6 protein-coding genes are annotated in these 10,474 nt (G+C 43.9%); all 6 read left to right on the top strand.

The window, feature by feature from the left end:
* Positions 1 to 101 precede the first annotated feature (101 nt).
* The 6 genes from VTH8203_RS06825 (at position 102) to VTH8203_RS06850 (ending at position 9,862) form a co-directional block, all read left to right on the top strand.
* On the top strand, positions 102 to 4,973 hold the full coding sequence (locus tag VTH8203_RS06825) for a helicase-like domain-containing protein (protein WP_096992991.1): 4,872 nt from the start codon (positions 102 to 104) through the stop codon (positions 4,971 to 4,973).
* Between the two features lie 381 nt (positions 4,974 to 5,354).
* Positions 5,355 to 5,693 carry a DUF5983 family protein gene (locus tag VTH8203_RS06830; protein WP_096992992.1) on the top strand — a complete coding sequence of 113 codons (339 nt, stop codon included), beginning with the start codon at positions 5,355 to 5,357 and terminating at the stop codon, positions 5,691 to 5,693.
* 73 nt (positions 5,694 to 5,766) lie between these two features.
* A complete protein-coding gene (locus VTH8203_RS06835) occupies positions 5,767 to 7,446 on the top strand; it encodes a hypothetical protein (RefSeq protein ID WP_096992993.1) in 1,680 nt (559 codons plus the stop codon).
* 87 nt (positions 7,447 to 7,533) lie between these two features.
* Entirely contained in the window at positions 7,534 to 8,127 is a 594-nt protein-coding gene (locus VTH8203_RS06840; protein WP_096992994.1) for a DUF2913 family protein, read from the top strand.
* A gap of 67 nt (positions 8,128 to 8,194) precedes the next feature.
* Positions 8,195 to 8,686, top strand: a complete 492-nt coding sequence (locus VTH8203_RS06845) for a DUF6884 domain-containing protein (RefSeq protein ID WP_096992995.1) — start codon at positions 8,195 to 8,197, stop codon at positions 8,684 to 8,686.
* Between the two features lie 12 nt (positions 8,687 to 8,698).
* Complete coding sequence (locus VTH8203_RS06850) at positions 8,699 to 9,862, top strand: hypothetical protein (protein ID WP_096992996.1); 1,164 nt, start codon at positions 8,699 to 8,701, stop codon at positions 9,860 to 9,862.
* Positions 9,863 to 10,474: the final 612 nt, after the last annotated feature.

The following is a 10,474-nucleotide window of genomic DNA, read 5'->3' on the forward strand; positions in this document are numbered from 1 at the left end:
GCACCCTAACTCTATGCTCCTGAGTGGGTGCGTTTCTTTATCCCTTGCATTCTCGAAAACGCTTTTAACCTAACCGTGAATCAACATTAGGAGGCGTAACGATGAACAGCACCAGTATTTTTGGTTTTCTCAACCCAATCGCTAAAACGGCTAGTCTTGCCAAGCAAGCGACTGTCGAACTGGCAGCAAACTACGTAGACCGCATTATCGCGGCAATCCGTCTAACGACTGAGTTAGACAATACAGGTGCAACCCCGAGCACTGACGACTTAGCCGTACTGAAAGGCTTCTTTGGCTATGGTAAAGCGGCCAAAGCTTTTGAAAAGAAGCATGAACGTTACACAGAGCTAAAGGATAGCTTTGAAACGGAAAAAGATTACGCGACGGCTCGTAAAGGCGTACTTCACAGCTACTTTACTCCTGATTTCATCGTACGCGCTATGTGGCGTACAGTGTGCCGCCTTGGTCTGACTGAGGGCCGAGTTTTAGAACCAAGCTGTGGAAGTGGTCAATTCATCCACCTTGCCGATCCGTCTTTCTCAGGCCGTTTTGTTGGTGTAGAGCTTGATCCAACTGTGGGCTCAATCGCTCGACACCTCAACCCAAAGGCTAAGATTTACATCAACCAACGTTTGGAACATGCCAAGATACCCGCTTCTGGTGACTTCGATCTGGTCATTTCTAACCCTCCATTTGGCGCAATCAAAGCGCATGATCAACGTTTTGGCAATCAAAGTATTCATAACTACTTTGTACTGCGAGGCTTATCAGAGCTTCGTGAGGGCGGTTTGCTTTGCTTTGTTGTCTCTACTTGGGTAATGGACAAGAAAGACGAAGCGACGAGACGCCAAATTGCGAAAATGGCTAACCTAGTGGCAAGTGTGCGACTACCGAGCAATGCGTTTCAATCTGAGGGGGTTACGCTCCCTGTCGATGTGTTGATTTTTCAAAAAACGGCTACTCCAACGGTGAACCCTGATTGGTTATATACTGGTGATCACACATCAGGCGCGCACATCAACCGCCATTACATCAACAATCCAGACTGCATTTTAGGTACAGTGTCGGCACCTGCGGTCATGAGTTTTAACAGTTGTGAAGTAAGCGCAACTGGTGACTTAGAACTGCAGCTTAGCGAAGCTCTAGACTCTCTATCGACTAGCCCTATTTACCACTCACCTAATCGCTCTCTCAACATTGCCTCTGATGTGGTTGAGGTTGAACCACAAGAACCCGTTTCTAAGTTTGAGCTATTTTCTCAAAACGAGACTGTGTATCAGCGAATCGACGACAGCACCGACGAGAACGGTCATACAAAAGCGGTATTCAAAGAATTAACCTTTGCTAACCGAGGCCAAGAAAAGCGTACATTAGCTTACATCACGGTTAAAGATGCGCTTAAAGCGTTGTTAGAAGCAGAACAAAGCAATCAAAGCCGCTTACAACTGGCAAAGCTAAGAGAAGAGCTAAACCTATTGCACGACGGATATGTAAAAGCGTTTGGTGGCCTATCGCGCACTAGCAATAAGAGTCTATTACGCCCGTGTTCTATGTATCTACGAGTCAAAGCGCTAGAAGTTGACTTTATCGCTGAGAACAAGAAAGAGGGCATCAAGGAAAGCTTTAATAAAGCTCAAATTCTATCTAAACGTGTGTATACGCCATTTGTAACCGTAGAGTCTGCATCGAGCTACGAAGAAGCACTGGCGATCTGTCTGAACGAATCCGCTAGCCTGTCTTACAATCGAATTGCTGAGCTAATGAATGTGAGCAAGGACGAAGCGAAAGAGTATTGCGAATCCAATAGCCTAGCTTTTATCGAACCACTTTCTGGCAAACTGACCGATGCAGCAAGCTACCTCTCCGGCAATGTAAGACAGAAATATCAAGATGCGCTTAGTGCCTGTGCCACCACTTATCACCGTAACCTAACTGCGCTAGAACGTGTTATTCCAGAAGACTTAGGAGCAGAGGAAATCACCGCTGTTATGGGCGCATTATGGATTGATGAAAAGTTTTATGTTGATTTTGCTAACCGACTAATGGGTGAGAATTCAGACTTTACAGTGACGTATCAAGCTGACCGTTGGCATGTAAAAGCTGGTGGTCATGGGTATTGGGGAGCAGCATCAACAACATGGGGGACCAATGCGCGCACTTTTGATCTCTTGCTCGAGTCTGGATTGAACGGCACACCGATTACCATCACATACACCGACTCAACAGGAGCTAAGCTGATCGATCAAGAAGCGACAGCCGAAGCGAACGCGAAGTTAGACGAAATCAGAGCAGAGTTTGACGATTGGATATGGAATGATGCACACCGCAGAGAGCAACTATTGCGCACGTACAACGACAAATTTAATAGCTTCGTTGTGCCCGACTACTCAAACCTAAGCGCGAAGCTGACGCTTGAGGGCTGTTCTATGTCGCCATATGATTATCAAAAAAGTGCAATCATGCGCGGCTTGCTTAACTCTAACGTGCTATTCGACTGCGCGGTAGGCTCTGGTAAAACGCTGATCTTCCAAGGTGTAGCCAATACGCTAAAACGCATCCATGGCGCGGCTGAGCGTATAGCTATTGTCATGCCTAATGCGTTGGTATCACAGTTTGCCAATACTATGTCCTCAACGTTTCCGGCAAGTGATGTGATTGCGCTTGAGGCTGGATTATCACCATCGAAACGTGAAGAACTGCTTAATACCGTCTGCACCAATGATTTTGATCTACTCGTGTTGCCAGAGTCGACATTTGGTGCATTGTCAGCCCCAATTGATACCCTAACCGAACTAATACAGGGAGAAATTGACGATCTGAGAAAGTCACTTGAAGAATGCGAGAACAAAAACCTGAATGTAAAACGCATTGAAAAGCGCATCGAAAAGAAAGAGGCCGAACTAGAGGAAGTGATTAATAAACCTCGTTTGTCATCTATAGATTGGTCAGATCTAGGCATCACCACATTAATGTGCGATGAACAACAGATTTTTAAGAATGTCCCGTTCAGCACCACTTATAGCAATGTGCGAGGAATGGGTAACCCTACAGGCTCTAAAAAGGCATTCGATTTTTTTGTTAAAGTCCGTGATTTGCAGAAGTCGGGCGGTCGTGTCCTCGGCGGTACTGGCAGTTCACTAAGCAACTCCATAACTGAGACTGTGACTTGGCTTAAGATATTTGCACCAGAAATCGCTAACACCGGATTACACAGAACAGATGCTTTTTTGCGTCAGTTCTCCAACCCCATTACTGAATACTCACTAGCAGCAACAGGCAGGACGTTGAAATCAACAACGACTATTAAGCAATTCCAGAACCTAAGCGAATTACTAGCGATTTACAGAACCTTTGCTGAGGTGTTATCAAGTGAGCAACTTACAAACCGTTTACCAACGCTGCCGGATGGTCGACCAGCCATACCACCGCTTAAAAATGGGAAAGTGACCAACATCATTTTGCCAATTTCAGATGCGCAAGATGAAGAATTCGAGCGTATTGTCTTTGATGCTAAGCATATCGACAACAAAGACAATAACATGTTGGCTATCATCGACCGAGCTAGAAAAACATCCTTAGACATTCGCCACATTAGACCGCATGAATACAATACTCACTCTGTTGTAAATGCCGCTTGTGAAAACATAATCAACATTCACAATCAAGTTAAGCACTTCAACGGAACGCAACTTGTATTCTGTGACCGTAGTTGTCCTGCACGACATAAAGCAGGTGCAATGAAAGAGTTTAGAGAAAAAATGAAGCTGGCAGAATCGGGCGACCTTGATGCAATCGCATACGTTGACAACATTGAAAAGGCCGGTGGCATGGAAAGCTTACTTGCAAATAGCTTCTCTGTCTATGATGAAGCAGAGCGCATTCTAAGTGAAAATGGGCTTCGAGTAGCCGTAGTCCATGATTTCAAGACGGACATTCAAAAAGCAAAACTCAAAGCCGACTTTAACGCTGGACGCTACGACTGTTTATTAGGTTCTACCAGTAAACTTGGCACTGGTTGGAATCTAAATGAACGTCTTGTCGCCAATCATAATATTGACTTACCCTTGCGACCTGGCGACCTAGAACAACGTAACGGCCGAATACTGCGTCAATCCAATAAAGCGTATTTTCAAGGGTTTATCAAGGAAGTGGAAATCTTCACCTACTGCACCGAGAAAACCTTAGATAGCTGGTTCACATCTTTACTCGACAGAAAAGCTAAATTTATCGCTCAGTTCAATAACGGTACACTCGATACGAGAGAATACGAATCCGAGGATGAAAAAATCGACTTCGCAACACTTTCCGCGCTGGTCTCTGGTGACACTCGCCTCATGGATCTAGTGAAAGCTCAGCAAGAGTTAAAACGCTTAAATCTGCTAGCGCGTAGCCATAAGCGCAAAGTCTTTAGGCTGCAGGACGACCAAGCATACTATACACATATTGTTGATAGCTGCACTCTTGCTATGTCCTCTTATGAAGCTGACGCAAAAAACGCAACCGGATTAACACCGCTAAACCTCAAAATAGGTAATACGAGCATTGCACTTGATATTAAACCGCTTGAATCGGCAATTAAGACGCTGCAAAAACAGAGCTACTATAGCCGAACAGGGGATGAACAGCCACTTTGCGACTATGGCAGTTTCAAAGTGATAGCTATCAAAGGCAAACGCAGCGGTTGGAACATTGTTGTTCGTGGTGCGGCCGACCACGACGTATGCACCACTAGCCAAATTGAAAATGCTTCGGGTCGTCGGGTCTATAACCGACTGACTGAGCATCTAGACACGTTAAAGGATGTTGCAATAGTAGCGACTAAACGTATCGCATACGCGAATAAGCAGTTAACGTTGGTTGCTCAGGAACTGGCTAAGCCATTTAAGCATGAATTGGCCTTAACAGGGCTCAAGCAAACCATACACGATCTAGAGCTAGAATTAGCAAACGAAAAGCAGAAGCAAGCCGCTTAGCATTGGCTTGAGGTCACTCATACGAATCATTCGTATGAGTGACCTTTCTTTATTTTTCAATAAGTTATCTTTGGCATTCCCTAATCAGCCTTCGATGTATTCTAAGCACCAGATTTGCTCATTCAACGTCTCGATTCACACTGTCTATTTGAGTGACACAGCCCGAATTTTCAGTCGTTTTATACAACTATTGCCAGCAGTCATTCCTTTTTTACCACAAATAGGGCATTAAAAACTGACTGTTTCGAGCAGGTTTGACGTTAATGACATTAGATATTTCATCATCGGCATTAACGATGACAAAAAACTATTAATCAGAGACTTGCAATTGACACTTTGGCAATAGGGTAGAGATACCACTTTCCAAAGGAACAAATACAAATGATGAATAACAAGGGTTACGCTACGTATCAAGTTATGGCTCTGTCTTCTTCCCATTTAACCGCTGACGATATGATTCAGCTACAAATACTGGCTGACAGCCAAAACCAGCTTGTAACACAAAAAGCCAATGGTTTTTTCGTTCAGACCTACGCTGCCGACAGTGACAACATGCGAGTCATTATTGACGTTTACCAAACCGAACTAGGCTTATCAAAAGAGTTTAATCGCATAGCGGCTCATGCGATTCAGGAGGGTTATCGTCTAATCGAATTTGATGACACCGCATACACATGCCCACTCTTTAAGACTAACAAATCAGAAGCTACAAACGCCTAATCCCTATTAACGTGGCGGTGGCGATTCTTTAATCGTGACCGCTTTCTTCACATTAGCAAAGAGAGTAAATTTAATGAAGAAACTACTACTTACCTCCGCAATCGCATCACTTCTGTCTGCATGTGGTGGTGACAGTGTCGATACCGTGGGTAATGATGATACGACAAACACAACATCCCAACGGTCAAAATATCGAGCTTTAGACGGCTACCTTGGGGGCGCACTTGTCTATGCTGACGCTGATGGAGACATGGTTGCTGACGATGACGAATACATAGGAAAAACAGCGGCTGATGGCACCATTGACATTGATCAGAAGCACACAAACTATGACATTATTGTACGAGCAATAGCTAACGTTACAACCGACTCAGACATTAACGGAACAGTATCGGAATCGAAAGAAATGATTGCCAAATCTGGGGTTCGACACATCACTCCCCTGTCAACATTGGCCGCTATACAAAACTTAACGTTGAACGACTTAGCAGCGGATCTAGGAATTAATCCAGATGAAATCGATGCGGATTTTATTGCTAATGATTACAAGAACACACACGTTCTCAACCGTTCAATCAACACCCTGCTGTACGATAATCTGAAAGATACGAAACAAGGAAAAGTAGCCATTAAGGAAAATGCAAAAAAACTGGTGGAACACCTTCAACAGTATTCCTACAGTAACGCCGAACTGGACGATTTAGTTCTTACGATTGAAAATGGGTCAATCATCACGACAACGCCAGATCAGCTACACAATGGCAGCTATGACATATCTACTCTCGATTTAGCTTGGGAACAAAAAGATTTCTCAGTTGTTACCTACACGAGCGATCTGTCTGAACAAGGTTTCCATCCATGCTATGTACGTGAGGCCAGCGATAAATCACTTATTGTCACTAACTGCTTTAGCAATAAGTTCATTATCCTTGACGGCTCAACAGGTGATATAAAGGCTCAGTCAGAGCAATTTGGCGATATGGAAATCACGGACTGGTACTTAGACCGTGAATTTGTAGCGCTAATTGACAGCAACGACACGACTATCTACCTAGACAAAAATTTGCAGCGAGCTAACCCTGATGCTTCGGAGTTAGACTATGCAGATGCTAAAGTCATTACTACTCAGCGAAATGTCATATACCGTGGCAGCGACAGCGAAATTGCAAATCGACTTGCTAATGCTAATTGGCTCTCCTACCGCAACGTGCGAGCGCGATCAGGCGAGTTCTCACACTACGAAAGCGATGGTGCATATTACGTATACGATAAGAACGGCATAGAAACTAAATATAACACGGCAAGTGAAGCAGAGCTGAAATCGCATATCTTGGAATTTCATAATGCTTCTGGTACAGGCCACACAACAGTTTTGGAAGAAATTAATGTTGATTGGATAACAGATGATGTATTTATTTCGTCAGTGAATCTTGATTCCAATCGCGTCAGCAACGATTACTATTATTTAACCAATAGAATAGGAACGTTTGCGCTAGGCCGCATGTATGGTGGATCATTTCAAATAGGATTGGACAAACACTCGGTTGTCTACTATTCGGCCTACAAAGGACCAGGAAATGAAAATCACGTATTCAAACAATTCGACATGCGAACGGGACAGCTTATCAACACTTGGAATGCAACGATGACGGACTATCCAGCTAATTTTTATGCACGTCTTCATACTAAGAGCGGTATCACCATAGTTAGCGATAGCTACAGCACTGTTTTACGCTTGGTGACTTCAAAATAATTGGCTAAGTGCCTACAATACCGCAACCCTTTTAGTCATTTAGTAACTAAAAGGGTTACTTCCATAATTGGGACCATCGAGCACCTCATGAGCAAACTAAAATACCATCAGCAGCTTACAGACTTAATTTACCATGGCTTATTACATCTCTACTTTCACATCGCCAACAACCGTCGTTTTGTACCCATTCATACTCGCAATGAAATTCTGATCAAGTGGCTTAAACCTAAGCTGAAGTCACCAAAGTACAAAGCTGTAAAAAGTGATATCAAGGCGCTCATGACGATTGCTAGAAAGAAAGGAGGCAATCTTGAGGAGCGTTTTACGGCCATTCAAATAATCAATGAAGAGCACAAATCTCGGTTCACGCAAGCTGATGACTTATATATTCTTCTGACCGACTTATATGAAAAGCACGATTTCCCCTCCCAACTGACGAACTCGGCAGGCAACACATATGAAAGTGGCATTATATATATGGCTCCCAGCGAAATTGAAACTGGCTTTGATGACAATAGTAACCAGATCAGGCCGCTAGAATTCTTTGTATCATCGGGCGAAGTAGAGGCGGTGATTCAAGCGATTCACACCCACGGTGGCTACGACTGTGAAATTCTACGAACAGATAATGACTACACCTATGTAAGCCTCACTAAGCTAACGACATCTAAGGCCACTTAGCTACTTGCATTCCCGCTATCTCTCTTAATATGAAGTCTCGATCAGAACTCAACATCAAGAGAGATGCATGAAACCATTATTAATCCTCAACTGCTGCGCCAGAAAGAACGACGAACCTAGCCAAGCGATTTCCTTATACAAAGGCGCATTATTCTCAATGCTGCCATCCGATATCCTAGAGCGGTTCGAGTTAGCGATTCTAAGTGCTGAATACGGCCTGATAAATAGCAATGCAGTACTCTCGCCTTACGAGCAACGACTTCCGAAACGCTTCAGCCAAGACTGGGATCGCTTTATCCAAAAGCAGCGTCCAAAAGCAGAAGAACTGCTAAATAGCATCAACCTTGAAAATAGACATATCTTTGTAATCTGCGTGAATGACTACTTAGCGGTTTTCGATCAATGGTCAAAAGAACCGAGCTTTAAAGCTCTGTTGGATAAGGCTCAGTATGTCTATGCTTCTCGTGGCCACCGTGGGATTGGCGTACTCAAGAGCCGATTAAAAACCATCATCAAAGCAGAATCACCTAAAGCGGCTTTAGCATCACTCAATAGCTAGGAGATTAAATTTATGATTATCTTTCGATCAGGTTGTGTACATCAAAATGAATTTGATGCAGCTGTTCGTTCAGGTTCCGCTGTCGGGATTTCTCTAGCTGCTATCAACCTGGAGTCCGCTAGTTCGTTAGCTAAGCTGACTCAGCTTGTCGCTCACATCAAAGCCGGAAAACACGCCTTTATCGACAACGGCCTAATAACCTTGGGTAAAAAAGGAAAAACGGTGGACACGAAGTGGTGCCTAGACCAGTATCGAGAGCTTATAAACCTGCTGCCTAAAAGTCACCGCAACAAAGTGAGCGTTGTTATACCTGACGCACCGGGCAACGAAATTCGGGCGCTCGATGTACTCAATACCTATCAAGCTGAAATTGTTGAACTATGCGATGAATGCCGAGTTATTCTGCCTATTCACAAAACGCAATGGGGAATCGTTAATTTCGCACAGCAAGCTTTAAGGCTACTCGGTCATCCGCGCATAACGCTTGGTATACCCTGCTTAAGAACCATAAGAGTTGATGGGAAGCAAGTTGAAGCAAGACTTAGCCGACAGGAGTGCATTGATCTGTTAAGCATACGAAAGCCGAACGGAAGAAAAGCTTGGGCAGATGTTCACCTGCTCGGCATTAGCGAGGCAAACAGGGAAAACAGCAAAGATATACCTGACTGCAAAGTGTATGCTGAACGCGTGGCGCTCATTAAAGATTTTGGATTTAAAGGATCGTCAGATGCCAACCGCGCGCAAAGTGTGTTTACTAATAAAGCTGGTAAGGCTGCTGTTAGCAAGTACGTCTCAGAGCAAGAACGGGCGCGTACTATCGATTCTAAACCATTCATGCAGTATCGTGGAGAGCAAGAGTATGACGAACCGACATTGTTCGAGAAGGCTACAAATGCAATATATGAGTCGCCAATGGAATTTATCCATAGCTGGAACACAAATCCATATAGACGGTACGATATTGAAACAAGCTTTGAGACGGATGAAGAGGCAGAAGACTACCTCTTAAACACAGTGTTGATGCTACCAGATGTAACCGATAATCTGAAAACGATCTACTGGAAGCACTTTCACACACCTAGCCAAACACCAAGCTATACGGAAAAGCGTTGCGAGATTTTAGCGGAAGCTTTTGGAGGACATAGCCAGCCGCTACAGCTGCAGCTCTCAGTTTAAAATGCTCATTACGGGCCTAAAAACACTGATTATCGATATCATAAAAGACGCAGCTTATTACGACGCGAACTCGCTAGTAACAGTTCTAGCTCCCTACCCTAATCTATGCCAACATTTTGTCATGTACGTTTTCAAACGTCAGAAAGTTGCCTATATCGATTTTATGTTTTTTTGGCTAAAACCTATGTAGCTGGGGGGATTGGGATAAAAAATGAGCAGCTGACAACAAAAAAAATAACAAGCAATGAGTGCTACTTAAATCTAGTCATTTACACATGATCTCATATGTTAGCCAGGTTCTAAACGAACCCGATCTGACGACTAGCAACAGCAACGCTCTGTTAAACATGGTTTTTAGCATTAGTTGTGGGTGTAATAGCAGTGGTAATTATCGAACCCGATCTAACGGCCATATCGAACCCAATCTAACGACTAGCAATAGCAACGCTCTGTTAAACATGGTTTAGCATTAGTTGTGGGTGTAATAGTAGTGGCAATTATCGAACCCGATCTAACGGCCATATCGAACCCGATCTGACGACTAGCAACAGCAACGCTCTGTTAAACATGGTTTTAGCATTAGTTGTGGGTGTAATAGTAGTGGCAATTATC

The sequence above is a fragment of the Vibrio thalassae genome (genome assembly GCF_900089835.1).
Taxonomy (GTDB): domain Bacteria; phylum Pseudomonadota; class Gammaproteobacteria; order Enterobacterales; family Vibrionaceae; genus Vibrio; species Vibrio thalassae.